Here is a 22,394-nt window from a genome sequence, read left to right as displayed (position 1 = left end):
ACAAGATACAAATTAATGGTTATTGTGTTTTTCTAAGTAGTAAATAATTGGCTTATCGTTTATGTAGACATCTTTTAAAACGGCTTTCCCGTTTTTAACCGCTACCAAAGCATATGTTTGATTTAGGGTATCTCGACGTCTATTATATTTTCTGTAAATATCTTCTGCAGGTGTTGCTTTAGTTTCTTCCATATAAAACCGATCAAAAGGCAATTCGAAATTAACGGTGTTTGAATTACCATAATTCCAACGGACTTTAGCCTCAACATGATCTCTACCAATATCCTTTTCTTCTTTACTTACACTATGGACCTTAGCAAAACCTAGACTATCATTTTCTAGATATACAAAAATCGTTTCACCACGTTTCCAAATTGAATCGTTGCTTTTAGCTGAATCCATTTCATAGTTCAAGGTGATGTATTTTCCTCTGAATGGATCGCTTGGATCAACAGGCTGTGTTTTAAACTTGTAGGTTGTTCCTGTTTTTAAAACATCTTCCCTATCTAAAATCATTTTTGCCGGCACAAATAATTGTATAACCGCAACTATTACAAATAGTATAAAAATGTGTATCGTTTTCATATCAGATTTATTTGTATTTGTTTATCAGTGCGAAGTCAAAAGGTGTCCAAACAGACGCTTTAAGTTCGCTTTCTTTAAATGTAGTATTCACCCAACTGTTACATGTTTTTAATATTGAATAACTTCCTTTTGCTCTGTAAAAATCATCTTTAAATCCATAGCCTTTATCTTCAAGAATAATCTTTGAATTTTCAGAATCCAACATAAAAGCATTAAGAACTTTTGAGTTGATATTTTGCAATTGCTTTTCAGATAATTTTACTTCAACCCAATCTCTTCGATGCTCATTGTACCTAGAAACATGCATAAGTGATGAACTATTTAAAAACATAGCACCAAATGCATTGTTAAATGTAAGGTCTGACCATGTTGGTGTGTTTAGATAAAAATTTTCGTCTCCCCAACCAAAAGCAAAAAATTTGTCTGTTTCATTATACTTTAAACCTGTTAATAATTCCTCATTAATATTGTCTCTCGGAATAATGATATCTAAATGAACACCATTTGTACTAAGATAAATCTTATCGGTATGTGTTGCTTCATCTTGTTCCTCATTAACTGAAATACTTCCGAGAAACAGAGATACTAGGATATAAGTTACAGGAAGCAATAACAGATATAGCAAGTATCTAAAAATTAGTTTTAAAACTTTCATTCTCTTGATTTTTTTCGTTTTAACATCATATAATTGGTTAAGAAGAATCCAAATCCAACAGCAACAAACAAAATTCCTCTAAAAACAAAACTCATATCAGTGTCAAAAAAGCGACAGACAATAACTGCGGTTATAATTAACAGTCCATAGTTAAGCACACTAAAACGAAATGTATCTGAACCAATTTTTATTGCTGAAAGTCCTAAAACCAAAAGTAAAATATTGGTTAAAACAGTGGCTGCAATAGTATTTGCTAGACCTATAAAGAAGATTATTGCAACTAATAAAAAGACATATTGAAAAAGGTTAAAACTTTCATTTTTTTCATTCTTTCTGGAATAGAATAACACCACAAATGCTACTATCAGCAAAACAGTCGCGATTAACATTTCTTGAGTGTTCATTGCTATTGATGCTCTTTTAACAAGTTCTTCCCAAATGATATGGAAGGATAGAATGGTCAACAAAACCACTGTACCTAAAGAACCTATTATGGTAAAACTATTTCGTCTTAGTTGTTGGTCTTTATAAATCGGCATTTTTCCTAGATTATAAAAAACGCCAAACAGCATGGCATACATTAAAAACCCAACTGGCCAATTGCTGTTTATAAAAGTACCCAGCACAACAGTAAAACTTAAAGCACAGAGCCAATTAAAAATAGATGTTGAATTGGCGAGAGTTGATGTTTTTAGAAGCTTTAAGTAAAACGGAAGCGTCGCTAAAATAAACACCAAATACATCCGAGGAGTCTTATCCTTATAACCAAAACTATATCCTAATTCGCAGGCGTAATAACTTGCAAATACTATTACCAGAATTGATACCGCTTTAGAATTGAGCAGGTAAACTAAGGGTAATGCCAGCGCTATCCATGTAAACAAAAAACTACCTAAATCGCCTGGTATATTATAAATCTGACTTACTAGTGCGATGGAAGCACCAATAGCAAAAAAGAGAAACGTTCCTGAAGATTCTTTCCATGCCTGACTTTTCTTTTTAATAATAGTAAATCCTGAGATGATTTGACCAATAGCCAATGGTAAAAATGCAAGAAATGTTTTTATAGTTCTTGAGAAATTATCCCAATTATGCACCAGTATTAGGATAATTCCCAAACCTATCAACGCAGATCCCAACACTCCGAAAACTGTAAATAGTCTATTAGGCTGGTTATCTTCCTTCGATTTATAATACGCTGTAATATTTGAAGCAACTTCTTGAGAAATTATATTGTTCTCTAAAAGTTCTGATATATCGTTTAATAGTTTTGATTTCATAATAGTCTTATTTAATACTTTTAAAAACACATCCGCAAAAGGATCTTGATTAACAACCGTATAATAAAATAATGCGCACAACCACCCATGAAACAAACCAAGTACATAAATATTTTTAGCTTTTAAGTACACATAACCATAGAATAAGGCTAATATAAAAGTGCCAATCATTAGCCACGCTGAAGGATAATGTACTATAGAAAAGAATACAGCAGTCATAAAAATTATCAGTGCTTTATTCAACTTTACACTTTTAAATTCATTTAAGTTTCCAGCTAATAACCCAATAGATAAAAACTGTTGAACACTTCCCCAAATAGAATAAGTGATTAATAATGGAATGATATGCCAAGTCATATTGATGGTGCCTTGGATATAACCAACAATAAAAAATAATACTATTGAAATTATCGCAAAAGGTAACATTTGCTTAAGTACCAATTTAAAATTATCCCATTTAAAACCCCAATCCTTTAGTACATTTTTATCTTTTCTGTAACGGTAAAACACATAAAACGTCCAAGCTAAAATGGATACTAGAACAAATGGCAACCTCAAATTGAGATAATCCATAAACACAAACTTCCCAATTCCTGTAAGTACTACAGCGCAAATTTCTAATATTCTGATTTTATCTGAGATTGGTCTGGTAAGCTCTAGATTGGAAAAATCTATAAGATATTTGGTTAACTTGTTCTTCATTATTTTTGAATTATGTTAAGAAACATTATTGGTATAGTAATTGGTCTTTTAGGAATGCTATTTATTTTTTCTGCATCAAGTGGTTTGTACTATATGTATAGAACTTCTCATATAAAGGCAATTCTAGGAATCTTAGGCTTATTACTCCTATATGGTGGTGTTAAGTTGATTGACTTTAAGCGTTTTGATAATAAGACATGGATGAATTCAAAATGGGCTAAATACAGTATTAGTACAAATCAGGCAATAATACTTCTCATACTATTCGTTGTTTTGGTCTTCGTACTTTTACTTTTTTTTGCTTATCTGGTAACAGAAATGCCTTAATTAAGTTATTTAAAACCTCGCAGCTCTAAACCAATCTACGAGGTTTTGGGTTACTAACTAACCAATCATCAAAACAAAAAAATCATGTATACGATGATACCTTCAGCAATACCTGTAACGATAGACATTCCTAAAATGTCCTTTATTTTGCTTCGAAGAAAAAATACAGTACTCAGTATGGCAATTATACCTGCCAAAAGAATTTCTAAAGCATCAATCCTAGATAATAACAAGGTTATTCCTGTAAAGGATGCTGTTATTGCTAAGGTTATTAACCCGAACTTTATAATCTCATTTTTAGTGTAATCACCTTCTATAAAACCCTTTCTTAAATCCCTTAAGATCGAAAGAACAAATAGTAAAGGAACAACTGATAGAAAAGGCGCAAAGATGACTTTTATGCCTTTTACTACGCTTAAGTTATTATAGAAGAAAAAAGCTATAGCTGTAAAAGCAAGCAATCCAGTGACAATAATAGTCTGAAATGTAAAAAGTAGTTCTCTCTTACTTACATTGCTCTGCTTTTTTGGTGTTTTAATGATATTCATAATATTAAATTTTGATGATTGTACATTTAGTTTTAAGCGGATAAAAAGAACATATGAATTGCTAAAGCCATAAGCACTCCGCTTAATATGCCATTGGCTTTTAAATTGTTATACAATAAAAAATTAAACACATAAGAACTTATTGATGTAGAGTTTATCAGATGAGCAAGAATCAATGCATCTTCGAGTTTCTTATTCGTTAGAAACTCTAAAACTTGCATTAGCAATAGCACAACTACAACAGAAACTGCTAATAAAATAGTTGCTGGTTTTTGGTTTTTTGCTTTGTACTCATCAGAGTTTACAGGCATAAAATGTTCAATAACAATAAATCTTGTAAAGAACAGTATTGGTATTGGAAACAAAATAGATCCTATAATCTTTACAACATCTTTAAAGGTTTTTATTTCATCATAACCTAAAAAGACCAGATAAATAAAAACTACTACAGATATTCCTACAGTAATGAAGAAAGCCATATTTAAGCTCTTTTCCCTCATTTTAGTATCTCAAAATAGTTGAACCGCTTACAGTGTTGTTAGCTAAAAATTCTACATTCTGGTTATAGGCATCAATTAAATAACCAGATATGGTCTGTGAATACACAGCTATTAAACCTAGAACGCTAAAAAAAAGACCTGCCCAAATGCGCTCTGCTTTAGTAAAATTAGATTTAGATTTCATAATACTTTGTTATAATGATTACGAGACAAATTTTGAATAAATCTAACTCACATAAAAACTAATATTATGTAATTAATGACGATATAATTTTATATTTATGGGAATTTTATATAATATTTATAATTAATATTTAATAATTTAATGACGATTAAATGATAGCATTAAAATCAATAATAGATGCCTTTAGCGTGGAAGAGCAACAAAGATTCACCACCTACCTTCAACAAAAAAACAAACGAAAGAACACAAAGAATATTGAATTATTCAAGTTAATGACAAAACCTGAATTAGATTCTAAATCCATTTGCCATCAACTCTATAAAGTTGATAATTGCAATGCATATCACGCTTTAAGGAAACGTCTTTTTCAATCCTTAATCGATTTTACTGCCAATAAAAATCTGGAAGACGAGAATTCAATAGATATGCAGATTATCAAATACATTCTTGCATCTCGCACTTATCTTCTTCAAAAAAACTATGAGATTGCCTACAAAATTCTGGATAAGGCAGAACGTTTGGCAGACGAACATTTACTCTTCCCCATTCTTAATGAAATCTACCATACCAAGATTCAGTACGCACCCAATTACCCAAAAATAGATTTAGACAACCTCATCATCAAGCAAAAGGAGAATAGAAAAAAGCACATACTGGAAGATCAATTGAATATTGTTTACGCTCAACTAAAGTCTGTATTAAATTCTATGAGCTACCAAGGAAAAGCCATTAATTTTGAAGCAGAACTAGAAACCATTCTAGAAGATTACAACATTGAACTTAGCGAAACACTTTCCTTTAAATCGCTGTATCAAATTTTGGCGATTGTCAATATCTCTGCATTGGCAACAAATAGATATTATGAAATTGAAAAATTTGTTTTAAAAAGCTATAACATCTTGAAAGACAAAAAGGACACAGACAAGCAGTTATTTTACCAAATTCATATCGTTTATATTATAGCAAATACGCTCTTTAGAAATAAAAAATTTGAAGCTTCCTTAAGTTATGTTAAAGAGATGGAAGAACTAATGAAGCTAAAAAAAGGAATCTACCAAAAAGAGTTTATACTTAAAAAAACCTTAGTAGAAGCCCTAAACTATAATTACCTTAATAATCAGAATAAAGCCATAGACATTGTTGAACAAGTCATTAAGAAAAAACATAGCGACATAGAGGCACTTCTAGACTTACACCTTTCACTTTTAATGTTTCATTTTCAAAAAGAGGATTTTTCAAAAGCAAAATCTGTACTTGCAAAATTTTATCACACAGATCAATATTATATAGAAAAAGCAGGTATAGATTGGGTAATTAAAAAAAATCTTGCAGAAATTTTACTTTACATAGAATTGAATGAAGACGACTTGTTTTATTCAAGATTAAAAAGTTTTAAACGCAAATACACATCTTACCTAAAACAGATCAATCAATCCAGAATATTAAACTTTGTTAACTATGCCGAACGTTTGTATCAAAAACCCGAAACTAAGATGGATACTGATTTTTCGTCAAAATTAAAATCAACTTTTGAGTCGAATACTATTTCCAAAGAAGATATTTTCGTCCTAAGTTTTTATGCCTGGCTAAAGAACAAAACAGAAGACAGCACACTCTACAATACAACATTAAACCTTATAAATCCTTACATATAAGCAGATAACATCTTAAAAATTATTATTTTTAGAGTTCACAATCACATTTTAATTACTATGAAACAATTAATTTTAATCCTTCTCTCATTTGTGGCGTTTAATATTACTGCGCAAGAAAAAATAGAAGTTAAGAAAGAGTCAACTAAGAAAGAACACCAAAAATTAGTCCAAGGAGATAATACTAAGGTTTTAGCTAAAACCGAAACCCATAAATTATCCAAACAATTAAATCTTTCTTCCGAACAGCAGCAAAGAGTTTATGATATTTTTTTGGAGCATTTTGAACAAGAACTCAAGAATAAAGAAGAGATAAAAAAGTTAATTAATTCAAAAGACGAAGTAAATAAAGAAGAAATTAAACAAAAAATAGCTAAACAAAAAAGTGGTTACAACCAAGCTTTAAAGATTAAACTTAAAGAAGTCCTAACCTCTGAACAATTTGAAAATTATCTTAGCAAAACTAAACAAGAGCAAAAAACGAAAGTAAAAAGCTAAAAATTAATTTCTACTAATACTAATAAAACATCTAAGGTTCAAATAAAATTATTATTTTAGTAACCTATTTTAACTAAACAATCCATGATGAAAAAGGTAATTACACTTTGCGTATTTGTATTTGCAATGTTTATTGGCAGTCAAACACTTACTGCACAAAATACTAAGTTAGAAGACAAATTAGAAATAAACGCTAAAGCTTCAGAAAAAACACAAACTCTTGACAGATACCTAAAGTTTGACAACAATCAAAAAGATGAAGTATACGAAGCATTGAGACTTTTTCTCAGTACAGAGCTTAGCCAGTCTAGAGATGAAAATACTTTGCCGGGCGAGATAGAAAAAAATAAAATGAGATTAGAGACTCAAATGAAAGAAATTTTAAACGAGGAGCAATTTTCAAAATACAAAACTTTATCTGAAGAATAATTGATACGATTACAACATAAAAAAGCCTCACTGATTGTGAGGCTTTTTTATTTATAATTCTTTTGCAACGTCCTCAACTGCTGCAATAGTTTCATTTAAATCTTGATATGTTAATGCATCTGTAATAAACCATGTTTCAAAAGCACTAGGAGCAATATAAATTCCTTTGTTTAGCATGCCATGAAAGAATTTCTTAAAAGTGTCATTATTTCCTTTAGCAGCACTTTCAAAATCTACAACAGGTTCTTGAGAAAAATGAACTGAAATCATAGAACCTATTCTATTGATGCTATAAGTTATATTATTTTTATTTAAAGCCTCTGCTATGCCATTATGAAGATATTTTGTCTTCTCCTCTAGCCTATTCATTAAGCCTTTATCAGTTTTTATTGCCCTAAGCATAGTTAATCCTGCAGCCATCGCTAAAGGATTACCACTCAAAGTTCCTGCTTGGTAAACAGGTCCCAAAGGCGCCAAATGATTCATTATGTCGTTTCTTGCCGCAAAAGCACCAACAGGCAAACCTCCACCAACTACTTTTCCGAAGCAAACGATGTCTGCATCAATTCCTTTTAACTCTTGCACACCACCATTGGCCAGTCTAAACCCAGTCATAACTTCATCAAAAATCAACAGCATATCATTAGCATCGCATATTTCCCTCAATCCTTCTAAAAAACCATCAACTGGTGGGATACAACCCATATTACCAGCTACAGGCTCAACAATGATTGCTGCAATTTCTCCTTTATTGACTTCAACTAACGATTTTACATTTTCAATATCGTTATAAGTAGCTAAAATTGTATCCTTTGCAGTACCTTGTGTTACTCCAGGGCTATTAGGTGTACCAAATGTTATGGCACCACTACCTGCTGCGATTAAGAAAGAATCACTATGACCATGATAACAGCCAGCAAACTTAATAATCTTATCTTTTTTGGTATAACCTCGTGCTAAACGAATAGCACTCATGCACGCTTCTGTACCAGAATTCACAAATCGGATTTTATCGATATTTGGCACCATAGAAACTGCTAGTTCTGCAATCTCAGTTTCCAAAGCTGTTGGCATTCCAAAAGATGTACCCTCTTTGGTTTTCTCTATTACAGCTTCTACAACTGGCGGAAACGCATGGCCCAACAACATTGGTCCCCAAGAATTAATATAATCTATAAAACGGTTTCCATCTTCATCGTAGATGTATGCACCTTTTGCAGATTTAGCAAAAATTGGTGTGCCACCTACTGCTTTAAATGCCCTTACTGGTGAATTAACCCCACCAGGTATAACTTGTTGCGCTTCTTTAAACAAAGCGCTACTTCTTTGATATAACATATTTAATTTGGAATCTTTAATTCTTGACCTATTGCAAGTGCATTAGAACTTAAATTATTCATACTTTTAATAGCGTCTACCGTAGTATTATAACGTTTTGACAAAGAATATAAGGTATCGCCTTTTGCTACAATATGGATTGTGGTTCCGCTATTTACTCTAACAATTTCAATAGTTTCCCCTTTTAATCCTAATACTTGCCGATCGTATTCATAAAGTTTATAACGTTCAATCAAGCCTATAAGTTTATCAGGATATTTTCTATCGGTAGCATAGCCTGCTTTTTTTAAACCTCTTGCCCAGCCTTTATAATCGTCAGGTTTTAATTTGAATAAATCCGCATATCGTCCTCTTTCCGTTAAGAATTTCGAATGATCCTCATAAGAGGATTTTGCTTCTCTATATTTTCTAAAACATTCTTGGGAACTGTCATCATCATGATAGATTTTTGCTCCCGTCCAACCATGACATTTTATTCCAAAATGATTATTTGCTTCAACAGCAAGTCTCCCCTTACCTGATGCTGATTCTAGTATACCTTGAGCTAAAGTAATACTAGCTGGTATCTTGTATCTACTCATTTCTTCTTTAGCAATATCTGCATAAGTCTCTATGTAATTTACTGTAGATGTAGGAGGTTTTACCTCTTCGGTTTTATCTGGAACTTCAACCTTATCTACTTTTTCGGTTTTAATAACCTCAACGGTTTCAGTCCTTTCTTTCTGTTGTTTTTTCTTGGTTACAATACCCTTTTTTGGCCCACAAGAAAATACAATCATAGCCATAACCAAGATTACATATTTAAAATCAATTCCTATACTATTTGAGGCCATCCTTTTTGTTTCAATTTTATATTCATTCCTTCTATACCTTGCAAACCACCCGTGTGAATTGCTAATATTTTTACATCTTTCGGAAAAAATTGTTTTTCCATCAAATCAAAAATGCCAAACATAATTTTACCTGTATAAATAGGATCTAGAGGAATATGATATTTCTTTTTAAAGTCATTAATAAACGAAATCAATTCGGGCTTTATTTTTCCATAACCACCAAAATGATAATCTGATATTAACTCCCAATTTTCCTTTTTTGCAAATTTACGAATATCCTCTCGGATAAAATCACCTTTCAATGCCGGAAAACCTAATATTTTCTGATGTGGTTTTGCAGAATTTATTAATCCAGAAATCGTGCCACCTGTACCAACACAACAGCAAATAAAATCAAAATCAGCATCATCTTCTTTCAAAATTTCTTCGCAACCTTTTACTGCTAATTCATTTGTACCTCCTTCTGGTAGCAAATAAAAATCTCCGTATCCATCTCTTAGTTTTTCAATAAAATCGTATTCCGACTTATGTCTGTATTCTTCTCGAGAAACAAACTTGAATTGCATTCCACAAGACTTTGCAAACTTTAAGGTTGGGTTAGATTCTATACTACTTTGTATCTCATCACCTCGTATAACTCCTATTGTTTTAAAACCATACAATTGGCCAGCATAAGCTGTAGCTGCAATATGATTAGAATATGCTCCACCAAAAGTTAAAAGGGTACTTTTTTGAAGCTCTTTTGCTTTTTGGATATTGTATTTGAGTTTTCTGTACTTATTTCCAGATACAAAAGGGTGGATAAGATATTCAGGTTTTACAAACAACTGATTATCAATATTTATATTAGTGAATTCTAATTTTCTCAATCGACTTTCTATTTCCCTAACATTTTCATAAACAAAATGTTAAATTAGTTTTATTTTTTTTTACATTTACTCATAATCCCTTCACAATCTATCTTCTTGCTTACACATATCTATATATGATCAATATGTTATTGATGATTTAAAAATATGGATAATGAAGAGAAAATTACTATTTCTATTAATTGTTTTAGCAACATACAATATTACTTTTTCACAAGACAATCCTTGTAGTGCTATTGAATTACCATTAAGCCCTGTTGGTTCTTGCACATATATAATAGGAGACAATACTGGAGCCACGGATTCAGACCTAATCAATCCAAATATTGACGCTCCTTCTGGTTGCGAACCAGTTAGCGCCAACTACAATGGTGCCGACGTTTGGTTTTACATTGATCTGGGTCCTACTACAACGAGCATTGAAATAGACCTTACACATATTGCTACTTCTAACTTTGATGATGGAGTTATAGCACTATATACTGGTACTTGTGGCGGAAACTTATCCATTGTGGAATGTGATGATGATTCGGGCACTGGACCTCTTGAACCTTATTTCAGTGTAAATGCTCTTACACCAAATACAAGAGTTTATGTTAGAGTTTGGGAATGGGGCGGTTTTGACGAAGGTACATTTAACATTTGTGCGTCAGAATTTGTGCCACCACCACCACTTACGTGTGGTGATACATTTTATGATACTGGCGGTGTAAGTGGAAACTATTCTAATAATGAATTTGAAACTACTACCATTTTTCCGATTACGCCAGGCGATGCTGTAACTGCAACTTTTACTTCTTTTAACACAGAATCTAATTTTGATGAACTATACGTTTATGACGGCCCAAATGCAGCATCTCCCTTACTAGGTGTCTTTTCTGGCAGCACAATCCCAGGGCCTTTCACATCATCAGATCCAACTGGAGCACTGACCTTTGTTTTTGATAGTGATAGCTCAATAACTTCTTTTGGATGGGAAGCTAGTATATCTTGCGGACCTTATACACCACCAACAATTTGTGGTTCTACGATTTACGACAGTGGTGGTGCAGGAGGCAATTACGGAAATAACGAATTGATCACAACAACACTTACACCTGATATTGCTGGCACTTCTATTGTAGCTACTTTTACAGCTTTCAATCTTGAAAATGGATTTGATTATGTAGAAGTTTTTGACGGACCAAATAACACCTTTCCTAGCCTTGGTAACTTCACTGGCACAGCAATACCTGGTCCATTTACATCTTCTGACCCTAGTGGATCATTAACTTTTGTGTTTGATAGTGACTCTTCAATTACTTCTAGTGGATACGCCATTAATATAACCTGTGTAAATACTTGTAATCTTATAATCACAGACACCAACTACCCAATTGGCTCTAACGATTGTGATTTAGATTATGTAGAACTAACAACAAATGCTTTGCCACCACCTGCTACAACAACTGTCTTTTCTGAAAATTTTGATGCAGCAGCTTTTCCTGCTGGATGGACTGAAGCAAATGGAGCAGCAAGTGCTGATTGGATTATTTCTAATACAACTAACGCTGGAGGAACAGCTAATGAAGCCATGCTAGATTGGACTAATGGAAGCCATAATAGTACTTGGACATTAAACTCCCCATTAATAGACATAGCTGGCTATACAAATCTACAGCTAAACTTTAGTCAAGACTTCGATATCGTAGGAACTCCCACATTGACTGGTATTTATGTTCAAACTTCTACAGATAATATCAACTGGACCACTCAATATTCAAATTTAAACCCTACAGCTGATGTTACCACTACTGAAAACATTGATATTTCAGCACTAGACGGTAATAATAATCTTTATGTTAGATTTAGATTCTCTGGCAATACCACTTATTTATTGAGCTGGGCTATAGACGACATTACGATTACTGCAGATGCTCCACCATCACCACCTCAAATAACTTGGTCTCCAGACAGTGATTTATATACTGATAGTGCCCTAACGGTTCCTTATGTTGCTGGAAATTATGCAGGTACTGTTTATGCTGCACCAAATGGTGTGCAAACATATACTGCAACTGACCAAAATAGTTGCATAGATATGGTAACTGTAACATTCAATAAAAAAATATGGAATGGTACATTAGGTAATACAGATTGGAACACTGATACTAATTGGATACCAAATGGCGTACCTACTAACACCAACTGTATAACAATACCTGATACTGGAGGTAATGATCCTATAATTGATGGCACTACTAACGGAGATGGCTATAATTTAACTATCGAAAATGGCGCTACACTTACACAACAGTCTAACTCTACACTAACAATAGTAAACTTTATAGATGTTGAAACTGGCGGCACATATAATATGGATGATAGTTCTAGTCTCATTCAAGTTGATGATGCAGCTAACACAGTCGATGGTACTTTTACCATGGACAGAGACACCAACATTAGAATTAACGATTATGTATACTGGTCATCACCTGTAACTAGTTTTAATATTCAGGATGTCTCACCTGGAACGCCAAATGGATATAAATATGAGTGGATTCCTACTTTGTTTCAAGGCATTGGTCCTCCTGGTAATATGGTCTTTGGAGAATGGCAAGGGTATAACTCTGGAACAATGGATATCGGTAAAGGTTACATTGTAAAAGGCCCAACAGGACATACGGCAACTCCTTCAAGCTACACCGCCACGTTCTATGGAACACCTAATAATGGCGCCTTAACTCAGCCTATCGAAAGAGGCACTTATACTGGTGTAGGATACTCTTTCAACCCTTATGGAAATGATGCCCTATGGATAACTAGTGATGATGACAACTGGAATCTTATTGGCAATCCGTATCCTTCTGCCATTAATGCTATAGACTTTTTAACGCACACCAATAATGGTAACATCTCAGGGAGCGTTTATTTATGGACTCACGGAACAGACATTGGTGCAGGAAATACAGATCCATTCTATGATGATTATGTATACAACTACAATGTAGCCGATTATGTTGCTTACAATTCAAGTGGTACATCTACACCAACAGGATTTAACGGAAATATTGGTGCAGGACAAGGATTCTTTGTATTAATGACTGATGCTGCTACGACGAATGAAACAGTAACCTTTGACAACACTATGAGAAGTAGTGCTTATGCTAATGATCAATTTTACAGAACTAGCAATCCTTCTGATATGGATGGCTCAGCTGCTAATAGAATATGGTTAGATTTTGTTACGCCATCTGGTCAGACTAACACGACTTTAGTGGCTTATATTGATGGTGCTACCAATGATGAAGACAGAATGTTTGATGCACCTACAACCACTGGAAATGGATTACATCTTTATTCTTTAATTAATGAAGAAGCCTATCTTATTCAAGGCCGTCAATTACCTTTCGATGTTAACGACCAAGTACCTATAGGTCTTAACATTACGGAATCCGGAATACAAACCTTAGCTATTAATACATTACAAGGTTTGTTTAATGATAGTAATCAAGATATTTTTATCGAAGATTTACTCAATGGTACAATCCAAAACATAAAAGAATCCCCTTACTCCTTTACCAGTGAATTAGGGTTTATTAATGATCGTTTTATCTTGAGATTTAATAATACTACTCTTGGATTAGATGATTTTGACAATTTAAGCGGAATATTCGTTTTTGAGGATAATGACAAAATAACCGTAAAATCAGACTATGGAAATGTAAGTTCTATAGAAATCTATGATGTATTAGGTAGGATTTTATTTTTTAACAAAAACATTAATTCTAATCGATTCTCTATTGAATCTATTTCGCCTAAAAATGCCACACTATTGCTAAAAATTAAACTAGCAGATGGTAAACAAAAAATAACCAAGATTATTTTTTAAAATACGTTATAAAATTCCAAAAAGGCCTCTTTTTTAAATAATTGAGGTCTTTTTCATTTGTATAAGCTTCACGTTCAAATGAAATATTTCGGTATGCCAAATGCCAGTTCTTATATTGTAATAATCGAAATACAAATTCTAGAATATAGACTACGAAAAAGAGAATAACAAATAATTCTAACTGTTGTCTTAAGTGAATTTTTTCATGATTAATTAATACGCTGTTCCCTTTTAATGTTTTGTGTTTTAAAAGCATAAAAGGAAAAACAGTTATACCAATATAACCTCTAGGCACCAAGTATTTTGAAACTAGTATCACAGTATTGCCAATTCAAAAATCAATCCAAATTACATTATCTTTGTAAGACATGAAAAAATATGTCCCAATAGAAGAAGGCGATTACTATTTAACACCCGAAGGTTATCGTTGTTTTACAGAACAATACCACCTAAAACGTGGCTACTGTTGCGAAAGTGGTTGCAGACATTGCCCATACGGATTTAACAAAGAAAAATTAAAAAAGAAATAATGCAAGTAACAGAAGTATCATTTAAGGATCAAATTTTAGAAGGTATACCAGACAAATTACCTCAACCAAAACCATATGATCCAAAAATAAATCATGCACCTAAGCGAAAAGCCATTTTATCACCTGAGGAAGAAAAGTTAGCACTTAGAAATGCACTGCGTTATTTTGATAAAAAACATCATAACACTTTACTTCCTGAATTCAAGGAAGAATTAGACAAATACGGTCGTATCTACATGTACCGCTTACGTCCTGATTACAAAATGTACGCAAGACCAATTGACGAATATCCTTCAAAATCAAAGCAAGCTGCAGCTGTTATGTTGATGATTCAAAACAATTTGGATTATGCCGTAGCACAACATCCACATGAGCTTATCACTTATGGTGGAAATGGAGCTGTGTTCTCTAATTGGGCGCAGTACAGACTTACTATGAAATACTTGGCCGAAATGAATGACGAGCAAACACTTGTTATGTATTCTGGTCATCCAATGGGATTATTCCCTTCACATAAAGAAGCGCCAAGAGTTGTTGTAACTAACGGTATGATGATTCCTAATTATTCTAAACCAGACGACTGGGAAAAATTCAATGCTTTAGGAGTTACGCAATATGGACAAATGACAGCAGGTAGCTACATGTATATTGGTCCTCAAGGTATAGTTCATGGTACTACCATTACTGTTTTAAACGGCTTTAGAAAAATAAACAAATCGCCTAAAGGGCACATTTTTGTAACATCTGGTTTAGGCGGAATGTCTGGCGCACAACCAAAAGCTGGTAACATTGCAGGCTGTATCACAATCTGCGCTGAAGTAAATCCTAAAATCACTCAAATACGATTAGACCAAGGTTGGATTGATGAAAAAATTTCTGATTTAGACGAATTGGTTACAAGAATTAAAACCGCTCAAGCTAACAAAGAAACAGTTTCTATTGCTTACCTAGGCAACGTAGTTGAAGTCTGGGAAAAATTTGATGAAGCCAATATTCATATCGATTTAGGAAGCGACCAAACATCGCTTCACAACCCTTGGGCTGGTGGTTATTATCCTGTTGGGCAATCTTTTGAACAATCAAACGAGATGATGTCCAATAACCCTGAGTTATTTAAAACCAAAGTACAGGAAAGCCTACGTAGACAAGCAGATGCCATTAATAAACACACCGAAAAAGGCACTTATTTCTTTGACTACGGAAATGCATTTTTGTTAGAAGCCTCTAGAGCTGGCGCAGATGTAATGTCTGAAAACCCTTCCATTGGTCGTGAATTTAAATACCCAAGTTACGTACAAGATATTATGGGACCCATGTGCTTTGATTATGGTTTTGGACCTTTCCGTTGGGTTTGCACCTCAGGCAAACCAGAAGACTTGGCAAAAACCGATGCTATTGCTTGTGAAGTTCTAGAAGAAATTATGAAAAATTCACCTGAAGAAATCCAACAACAAATGGCGGATAACATTCAGTGGATTAAAGGTGCTCAAGAAAATAAATTAGTTGTGGGATCACAAGCCAGAATATTATACGCAGATGCAGAAGGTCGAATGAAAATTGCTCAAGCTTTCAACAAGGCGATTGCTAATGGAGATATAGGCTATGTTGTTTTAGGTCGGGATCACCATGATGTCTCTGGTACTGACTCACCTTATCGCGAAACCAGCAATATCTACGATGGTTCTCGTTTCACTTCTGATATGGCTATACACAATGTTATAGGAGATAGTTTTAGAGGAGCAACTTGGGTAAGCATACATAATGGTGGTGGAGTCGGTTGGGGCGAAGTGATCAACGGTGGATTCGGCATGGTTCTTGATGGTACTAAAGAAGCATCAACACGTCTCAAACAAATGTTGTTTTGGGATGTTAACAATGGAATCTCAAGAAGAAGTTGGGCAAGGAATGAAGGAGCAATTTTCGCTATAAAACGCGCTATGGAAGCTGAACCAAATTTAAAAGTAACATTACCAAATACCGTTGATGATGATCTTTTAGAAAACATTTAAAAAAAGTGATATGAAGAAACTACTCAAATTTACTCCGATTTTAGTTTTAGCCATCCTTCTATCGTCTTGTAGCTCTGTAAGAGTAGCTGCTGATTACGACAGAGAGGCTAATTTTGACCAATACAAAACCTTTGCGTTCTTTAAACCTGGAATCGATACGGCTGAAATAAGTGATATTGATAAAAGACGAATACTTAGAGCAATTGAAGCTGAGCTTTTAGCAAAAGGCATGACTAAGTCCGAAAACCCAGATATGCTAGTAAGTATTTTTACAAAATCTACCCAACGCGTAGATGTTTACAACAATGCCTGGGGCTTTGGTGGCTGGGGTTGGGGAGGTTTCAACCGTTGGGGTTGGGGCTGGGGACCTGGCTTTGGTTGGGGCGGAAACAATGTTTCAACCACAACAGAAGGCATGCTCTTTATTGACTTTATTGATACAGACAAAAAGGAATTATTCTGGCAAGGCTCTGGAACTGGATACCTAGTGACTCAAAATGTGGAAAAGAAAGAAGCACGTATCAGAGAGTTTGTTGCTAAAACTTTAGAACAATTTCCCCCTTCAAAAGAATAGGAATTCTTAAGCATATTTAAAGCACTGTTTACGCAGTGCTTTTTTGTTTGCAGCTATAAAAAAGCCTATTATTTTAAATATTCTATCTTTGCCGACCTCAAAACCAAACTGATATGATTTTAGGTCAAACTACAAGAAAGAATTTTACACAAAATCCAAAAGACGATATTTTATCTGGTCTTACGGTTGCACTTGCATTAGTTCCAGAAGCAGTTGCTTTTGCCTTTGTTGCTGGTGTAGACCCCTTAGTTGGATTGTATGGTGCCTTTATGATGGGAATCGTTACCGCACTTTTTGGTGGTCGACCGGGAATGATCTCTGGTGCCACAGGTGCAATGGCAGTGGTTATGGTTGATTTAGTAAGAAAAGGAAATGAGACAGGTAATGCACTTGATATTCCAATAGACAATCTTGGACTTCAATGGCTATTTATCACCTTACTATTTGTTGGTGGTATTCAAATTTTAGCTGGTATTTTTAAACTAGGAAAGTTTGTAAGGCTTATTCCTCATCCTGTAATGATGGGTTTTGTAAATGGTTTGGCTATTGTCATCTTTTTAGCACAACTTAAATTATTCCCTACTGCCGTTCCACAGGATATTTCATTTTTTGGCAATACTTCTGAATGGTTCTCTACATTATTTTCAAATGCTTCTTTTTGGAAAATGGCGGGCTTTATTGGATTGACTATGGGAATTATGTACGGATTACCTAAACTCACCAAGAAAATTCCAGCTGCATTAGTTGCAATAATTGCTGTAGCTTGTATTACCATTTTTGGTGGCATTGAAATGAGCACTGTAGGTTCTTTCATTGCTGAAGGTGGTGGTAAAGGTTTAGAAGGTGGTTTACCAATATTTCAAGATCAGATTTTTGGATTGTTTGGAACACTCGCCGGACAATGGGACACCATTATTTCTACAGCTTTTATTTTGGCTGCAGTTGGTTTAATTGAATCATTAATGACCTTAAATCTTGTTGATGAAATCACAGAAACCAGAGGAAACGGCAATCGCGAATGTATTGCTCAAGGTAGCGCTAATATGCTCAATGGTTTGTTTGGCGGCATGGGTGGTTGTGCCATGATTGGTCAATCCATCATTAACGTCGATTCTGGTGGTCGTGGCCGTTTATCAGGTGCTTTTGCAGCTATGGCTCTTTTAGCTTTTATTTTATTTGCCGCACCATTAATTGAACAAATACCGATTGCTGCTTTGGTTGGTGTGATGTTTATGGTAGTGATTGGTACTTTTGCCTGGTCTAGTTTTAGAATCATTCATAAGATTCCTATATCTGATGCTATTGTTCTTATTGCAGTTTCTGCCATTACTGTTTGGAAGGACTTGGCTATAGCCGTCATAGCAGGTGTTATCATTTCCGCATTAGTGTTTGCGTGGAAAAACGCTACAATGATTAGGGCACGTAAACGCATACAAGCAGACGGGACTAAAACTTATGAAATTTGGGGACCCTTATTCTTCGGATCCATTCAGAGTTTTAACTCTAAGTTTGATGTAAAAAATGATCCTAAAAAAGTGGAAATAGATTTTGTAGAATCTCGTGTAAGTGATCACTCGGCAATGGAAGCAATTTTTAACTTGGTGAATAAGTATGAGGCTGCTGGAAAAAGTCTAAAACTAAAACATTTAAGTGAAGATTGTAAACAGCTTATGTATAAGGCTAGTCCAAAATTTAAAGAAGTCATTGTAGAAGATATTAATGACCCTCGCTATTATTTAGCCGCCAACCCTGAAGAATTCACAAAACCCCTTTCTGAATACGACTTATAAAAAAAGCGACTCATTCGATTCGCTTTTTTGATTTAATAATTTAGTAAATCTTTAATTTTAGCCTTAACCTTCTCAGTAGAAGGAATCATAGTTTGTTCTAAAGTTGAATTCAGTGGTATGGCTGGCATATTCTCGCTACCAATAGTCATTACCGGTGCATCTAAATATTTAAAACATTCTTCTTGAATTTTACCCGCTAAAGCTCTTGCAAAACTGTTGTTCGAAGGTTCTTCGGTTACCACGAGACATTTGCCTGTTTTCTTAACCGATTTCATAATGGTGTCCTCATCTAAAGGAAACAGACTTCTTAGATCAATAACTTCTATTTGATCCTTTAACCCTAATTCTTTTGAAGCATTCATTGCCCAATGCACACCCATTCCGTAGGTAACAACGGTACAGGTTTCTACATCGTCTTGTTTCCAGATTTCTTGTAACACCCAGGCTTTGCCAAATGGTAATACATAATCTTCTGCGGGTTCTACAGAGGTTGCGCCTTGTGTCCCTGGTACTTTAGACCAGTACAAACCTTTATGCTCAAAAATAACAACAGGATTTGGATCGTGATAGGCTGCTTTCATTAAGCCTTTTAAATCGGCACCATTACTTGGATAGGCAATTTTAATACCTCTGATATTAGTCACCACGCTTTCTACAGAAGACGAATGGTAAGGCCCACCACTACCATAAGCACCAATTGGCACACGTAAAATCATACTCACAGGCCATTTTCCGTTACTTAAATAACAACTACGACTCACTTCGGTAAATAATTGATTGAGTCCTGGCCAAATATAATCAGCAAACTGAACCTCAACAATGGGCTTTAAACCAACAGCACTCATACCAACAGTTGAACCCACAATAAAAGCTTCCTGAATTGGCGTATTGAAAACTCTGTCGTCACCAAATTTCTGTGCTAATGTTGCTGCTTCCCTAAACACACCACCTAGTCGGCCACCAACATCTTGTCCATATAGCAAACACTCTGGATGCTCGCGCATTAATTCTTCAACAGCAAATAAGGCACAATCTACCATCACTACTTTTTCTGCACCTTCTGGTGAACGCTTACCTTGTTCTTCGGTAATTGGTGTTGGCGCAAAATCGTGAGTAAATAAATCTTCTGGTGTTGGATCTTCCGCTTTTAAAGCTTTTTGAAAATCATTTTCAACCAACGTTTTTATTTTTGCTTCAATAGTATCGATATCCTTTTGAGTGAAACCATTATCCAATAATTGCTGCTTTAAAACAGGATATGGATCACGAGATTTTGCTTCTTCCAAATCATCCCGATACCATTCCATTCGGACACCAGACGTGTGGTGATTTAGCAACGGAACTTTGGCGTGCACTAAAAATGGTCGACGTTCTTCGCGTATTGTTCTAATTACTTTTTCTAAGGCTTCATAACTTTCAATAAAGTTGGCACCATCAATGGTCATAGCCTCTAAACCGTGAAATCCTTTCGCATATTCTGCAGCATTTTGAGCTCTAGTTTCAGCTTCATTGGCCGAAATATCCCAACCATTGTCTTGAACCAAGTATAATATTGGCATCTGTTTTAAGGCAGCCATTTGAAAAGCTTCTGCAATTTCACCTTCAGTAACTGATGCATCACCTAAACTACAGACTGTGATTGGTTTTAGTTTGGAATCCTTGCTATCACTCTGCATGACATGTGGATTTTTTAATCCTTGCTTTTCCAGATACTGCATTCCCATTGCGACACCTGTTGCGGGAATGGCCTGCATACCGGTCGCTGAAGACTGGTGCGGAATTTTAGGTTTATCAGCATCATTTAAACTTGGATGTGAATAGTATGTTCGTCCTCCAGAAAAAGGATCATCCTTTTTTGCCAAAACCTGCAACATTAAATCGTATGGTGTCATCCCAAAAGCCAACAACATAGCATCATCCCTGTAATACGGAAAGGCATAATCTTGGGGCAACAATTGCATGCCAATGGCAGTTTGAATAGCTTCATGCCCTCTCGAAGTTGCGTGAACGTATTTTGACACAACTTTAAAATTATCCTCATATAGCTCAGCCATTGCCTTAGCTGTACATAAATTTGAAAAGCCTTTTTTTAAAATCTCTTTATTCATTCTAAGCTAATTCTTTTTCGACCCTAGTCATCCAACCGAACTTATCCTCGATTTTTCCAGTTTTTATGGCATTCAAAGTATCATTGACCTCTAATCCTACAGGGCTTTCATCAGAAACAAAAAGCTCGCCATCATCTGTCCCTATACTTTGAATGTAAGCAATACCTACAGCTGTACCAGTCCCAAAAGCCTCTTCTAAAGTACCTTTTTGAGATGCCTCTTTTATTTCATCTAGTGCAATGAGACGTTCGGTAACCTTGTAACCTTTGTCTTTTAATAAGTCGATTACACTTTTCCTTGTTATGCCATCTAAAACAGAACCGTCTAACTTTGGTGTTATAAACTCACCATTAATCTTAAAGAAGATATTCATTGTTCCTACCTCTTGAATATACTTGTGCTCGGCGGCATCTAACCATAACACTTGATCATATCCTTTAGACTTTGCCAATTCAGTCGGTCTGATTGCAGCTGCATAATTTCCGGCAGCCTTAGCCTCTCCTGTTCCACCTTGTGCGGCTCGTATGTATCGTTTTTCTGCCCAAAGTTTAATTCGTTTACTAAAAAACGGTCCCGCAGGTGATGCCATAATAATAAATTTGTAATGTGTTGCCGCTCGCATACCAATAAATGCCTCATCTGCATACATAAAGGGCCTTAAATATAATGCACTACCGAGTTGGGGCGGAATCCAATGGTGTTCTAAACCTACTAATTCCTTTAATGCTTCTACAAAAAGATCTTCAGGAACATTTGGCATTCCCATTCGGTCTGCACTTAAATTTAATCGCTTCGCATTTTGATATGGCCTGAAGAGCATTGGAATGCTATCACTGTCTTTGTATGCTTTCATGCCTTCGAAGATTGCTTGACCATAATGCAGAGCCATAGCCGCTGGATGTGTTGGTATTGGCCTCAAAGGTTCAATTCTTGGATTAACCCAATCACCATTGTCGTAGTCACAAATGAACATGTGATCTGTAAATGATGTTCCTAAAGGAATATTGTCGAAGTCTAAAGTGTTTACTTTAGATTGCTCTACTTTAGTAATTTGAATATTAAAGCTCATGATCGTTAGGTTTTTGAAATCCTGACTCATACTCAGGATAATA

General features: G+C 34.7%; 20 protein-coding genes. 9 read left to right on the top strand and 11 right to left on the bottom strand.

All coding sequences use genetic code 11. The annotated features are described in order from the left end of the window. Nucleotides 1–12: 12 nt before the first annotated feature. From ACPX19_RS07600 to ACPX19_RS07590, 3 genes are read right to left on the bottom strand one after another with little or no spacing between them, the layout of a single operon-like run. Nucleotides 13–585 carry a GDYXXLXY domain-containing protein gene (locus ACPX19_RS07600; protein WP_426429412.1) on the bottom strand — a complete coding sequence of 191 codons (573 nt, stop codon included), beginning with the start codon at nt 583–585 and terminating at the stop codon, nt 13–15. 7 nt (nt 586–592) lie between these two features. Next, nucleotides 593–1,240, bottom strand: coding sequence for a DUF2459 domain-containing protein (locus tag ACPX19_RS07595; protein ID WP_426429411.1), 648 nt, complete (start codon nt 1,238–1,240; stop codon nt 593–595). Further along, on the bottom strand, nt 1,237–3,222 hold the full coding sequence (locus tag ACPX19_RS07590; protein ID WP_426429410.1) for a DUF2157 domain-containing protein: 1,986 nt from the start codon (nt 3,220–3,222) through the stop codon (nt 1,237–1,239). The genes ACPX19_RS07595 and ACPX19_RS07590 overlap by 4 nt, the downstream gene beginning before the upstream one ends. A gap of 12 nt (nt 3,223–3,234) precedes the next feature. On the opposite strand from ACPX19_RS07590, the gene ACPX19_RS07585 reads away from it, so the two are divergent. Next, entirely contained in the window at nt 3,235–3,549 is a 315-nt protein-coding gene (locus ACPX19_RS07585; RefSeq protein ID WP_426429409.1) for a hypothetical protein, read from the top strand. 68 nt (nt 3,550–3,617) lie between these two features. Here ACPX19_RS07585 and ACPX19_RS07580 read toward each other — a convergent pair whose 3' ends face one another. Genes ACPX19_RS07580 through ACPX19_RS07570 form a run of 3 tightly spaced genes read right to left on the bottom strand, consistent with a single transcriptional unit; the run spans nt 3,618 to nt 4,781 of the window. Then, nucleotides 3,618–4,097, bottom strand: coding sequence for a hypothetical protein (locus ACPX19_RS07580; RefSeq protein WP_426429408.1), 480 nt, complete (start codon nt 4,095–4,097; stop codon nt 3,618–3,620). A 32-nt stretch (nt 4,098–4,129) separates the two neighbouring features. Continuing rightward, nucleotides 4,130–4,576: a hypothetical protein gene (locus ACPX19_RS07575; RefSeq protein ID WP_426429407.1), complete on the bottom strand. Its 447-nt coding sequence runs from the start codon at nt 4,574–4,576 to the stop codon at nt 4,130–4,132. Nucleotides 4,577–4,598: 22 nt separating this feature from the next. Further along, complete coding sequence (locus ACPX19_RS07570; RefSeq protein WP_426429406.1) at nt 4,599–4,781, bottom strand: hypothetical protein; 183 nt, start codon at nt 4,779–4,781, stop codon at nt 4,599–4,601. Nucleotides 4,782–4,933: 152 nt separating this feature from the next. Here ACPX19_RS07570 and ACPX19_RS07565 point away from each other — a divergent pair, with 152 nt between their 5' ends. The 3 genes from ACPX19_RS07565 (at nt 4,934) to ACPX19_RS07555 (ending at nt 7,360) form a co-directional block, all read left to right on the top strand. Further along, complete coding sequence (locus ACPX19_RS07565; RefSeq protein ID WP_426429405.1) at nt 4,934–6,436, top strand: hypothetical protein; 1,503 nt, start codon at nt 4,934–4,936, stop codon at nt 6,434–6,436. 57 nt (nt 6,437–6,493) lie between these two features. Then, complete coding sequence (locus ACPX19_RS07560; protein WP_426429404.1) at nt 6,494–6,931, top strand: hypothetical protein; 438 nt, start codon at nt 6,494–6,496, stop codon at nt 6,929–6,931. An 84-nt stretch (nt 6,932–7,015) separates the two neighbouring features. Then, nucleotides 7,016–7,360: a hypothetical protein gene (locus tag ACPX19_RS07555; RefSeq protein ID WP_426429403.1), complete on the top strand. Its 345-nt coding sequence runs from the start codon at nt 7,016–7,018 to the stop codon at nt 7,358–7,360. A gap of 51 nt (nt 7,361–7,411) precedes the next feature. Here ACPX19_RS07555 and hemL read toward each other — a convergent pair whose 3' ends face one another. The 3 genes from hemL to ACPX19_RS07540 are packed head-to-tail and all read right to left on the bottom strand — an operon-like array spanning nt 7,412 to nt 10,400. After that, nucleotides 7,412–8,698 carry a glutamate-1-semialdehyde 2,1-aminomutase gene (hemL, locus tag ACPX19_RS07550; protein ID WP_426429402.1) on the bottom strand — a complete coding sequence of 429 codons (1,287 nt, stop codon included), beginning with the start codon at nt 8,696–8,698 and terminating at the stop codon, nt 7,412–7,414. Between the two features lie 2 nt (nt 8,699–8,700). After that, entirely contained in the window at nt 8,701–9,483 is a 783-nt protein-coding gene (locus ACPX19_RS07545; RefSeq protein WP_426429401.1) for a glucosaminidase domain-containing protein, read from the bottom strand. Nucleotides 9,484–9,512: 29 nt separating this feature from the next. Further along, nucleotides 9,513–10,400, bottom strand: coding sequence for a 1-aminocyclopropane-1-carboxylate deaminase/D-cysteine desulfhydrase (locus ACPX19_RS07540; RefSeq protein ID WP_426429400.1), 888 nt, complete (start codon nt 10,398–10,400; stop codon nt 9,513–9,515). A gap of 154 nt (nt 10,401–10,554) precedes the next feature. Between ACPX19_RS07540 and ACPX19_RS07535 the strand changes: the two genes are divergently transcribed. From ACPX19_RS07535 to ACPX19_RS07515, 5 genes are all read left to right on the top strand, one after another. Beyond that, entirely contained in the window at nt 10,555–14,271 is a 3,717-nt protein-coding gene (locus ACPX19_RS07535) for a CUB domain-containing protein (protein ID WP_426429399.1), read from the top strand. Nucleotides 14,272–14,639: 368 nt separating this feature from the next. Next, nucleotides 14,640–14,801 carry a DUF5522 domain-containing protein gene (locus ACPX19_RS07530; RefSeq protein WP_171032453.1) on the top strand — a complete coding sequence of 54 codons (162 nt, stop codon included), beginning with the start codon at nt 14,640–14,642 and terminating at the stop codon, nt 14,799–14,801. Beyond that, complete coding sequence (locus tag ACPX19_RS07525) at nt 14,801–16,810, top strand: urocanate hydratase (RefSeq protein WP_426429398.1); 2,010 nt, start codon at nt 14,801–14,803, stop codon at nt 16,808–16,810. Before ACPX19_RS07530 ends, ACPX19_RS07525 begins: the two co-directional genes overlap by 1 nt. 10 nt (nt 16,811–16,820) lie before the next feature. Continuing rightward, a complete protein-coding gene (locus ACPX19_RS07520) occupies nt 16,821–17,384 on the top strand; it encodes a DUF4136 domain-containing protein (RefSeq protein WP_426429397.1) in 564 nt (187 codons plus the stop codon). A 113-nt stretch (nt 17,385–17,497) separates the two neighbouring features. Beyond that, entirely contained in the window at nt 17,498–19,174 is a 1,677-nt protein-coding gene (locus ACPX19_RS07515; RefSeq protein WP_426429396.1) for a SulP family inorganic anion transporter, read from the top strand. Between the two features lie 32 nt (nt 19,175–19,206). Here ACPX19_RS07515 and ACPX19_RS07510 read toward each other — a convergent pair whose 3' ends face one another. Next, complete coding sequence (locus ACPX19_RS07510; RefSeq protein WP_426429395.1) at nt 19,207–21,282, bottom strand: alpha-ketoacid dehydrogenase subunit alpha/beta; 2,076 nt, start codon at nt 21,280–21,282, stop codon at nt 19,207–19,209. Between the two features lies 1 nt (nt 21,283). Further along, nucleotides 21,284–22,351, bottom strand: a complete 1,068-nt coding sequence (locus ACPX19_RS07505; protein ID WP_426429394.1) for a branched-chain amino acid aminotransferase — start codon at nt 22,349–22,351, stop codon at nt 21,284–21,286. Nucleotides 22,352–22,394 lie beyond the last annotated feature (43 nt).

Source organism: Winogradskyella sp. HB-48 (genome assembly GCF_049942685.1).
Lineage (GTDB): Bacteria > Bacteroidota > Bacteroidia > Flavobacteriales > Flavobacteriaceae > Winogradskyella.
Note: the sequence above shows the minus strand (reverse complement) of the source record. Positions and strands in the feature narration are given on the sequence as shown.